The sequence below is a fragment of the Rhizobium sp. FKL33 genome, from assembly GCF_005222915.1.
In the GTDB taxonomy this organism is placed as follows: Bacteria; Pseudomonadota; Alphaproteobacteria; order Rhizobiales; family Rhizobiaceae; genus Rhizobium_E.
In genome coordinates this window covers 1-780 of record NZ_STFX01000052.1, presented here as the reverse complement: position 1 = coordinate 780, position 780 = coordinate 1, and the positions used below count along the sequence as shown (strand labels likewise).

The window sequence follows — 780 nt, the reverse complement described above, 5'->3', positions numbered from 1 at the left end:
GGGCTCACGCTTCCTTCATCACGGTGGCGGTCTGCATGACCTTGAGGTCTTCATTGACCATTTCGCGGCAGAGTTCGCGCACCGGCGTCTCATGCTTCCAGCCGAGCTTGGTATGCGCCTTGGTCGGATCGCCGATCAGCAGTTCGACTTCGGTCGGGCGGAAATAGCGCGGATCGATTTCGACGACGACCTTGCCGGTCAGCTGGTCATAGCCCTTCTCGTCGACGCCTTCGCCCTTCCATTCCAGATGAATGCCGACATCCTCGAAGGCCCAGGTGATGAACTGGCGGACTTCGGTGGTCTCGCCGGTGGCGAGCACGTAATCGTCGGGCTGGTCCTGCTGCAGCATCATCCACATGCCGCGCACATATTCCCGGGCATGGCCCCAGTCGCGCTTGGCGTCGATATTGCCGACATAGAGCTTTTCCTGCTTGCCCAGCCGGATGGCGGCGGCGGCGCGGGTGATCTTGCGGGTGACGAAGGTCTCGCCGCGCAGCGGGCTTTCATGGTTGAACAGGATGCCGTTCGAGGCATGGATGCCATAGGCTTCGCGATAGTTGACCACGATCCAGTAGGAATAGAGCTTGGCGGCGGCGTAGGGCGAGCGCGGATAGAACGGCGTCGTTTCGCGCTGCGGCACTTCCTGCACAAGACCATAGAGTTCGGAGGTCGAGGCCTGGTAGAAGCGGGTCTTCTTCTCCATCTTCAGAATGCGGATGGCTTCGAGCAGGCGCAGCGTGCCGATGCCGTCGGCGTTGGCGGTATATTCCGGCGTCTCGA

1 protein-coding gene is annotated in these 780 nt (G+C 61.4%); it reads right to left on the bottom strand.

What is annotated here, in order from left to right:
* Nucleotides 1-4: 4 nt before the first annotated feature.
* Nucleotides 5-780: GDP-mannose 4,6-dehydratase (gmd, locus tag E8Q41_RS22775; RefSeq protein WP_137157864.1), on the bottom strand; the 776-nt coding region annotated here is incomplete at its 5' end.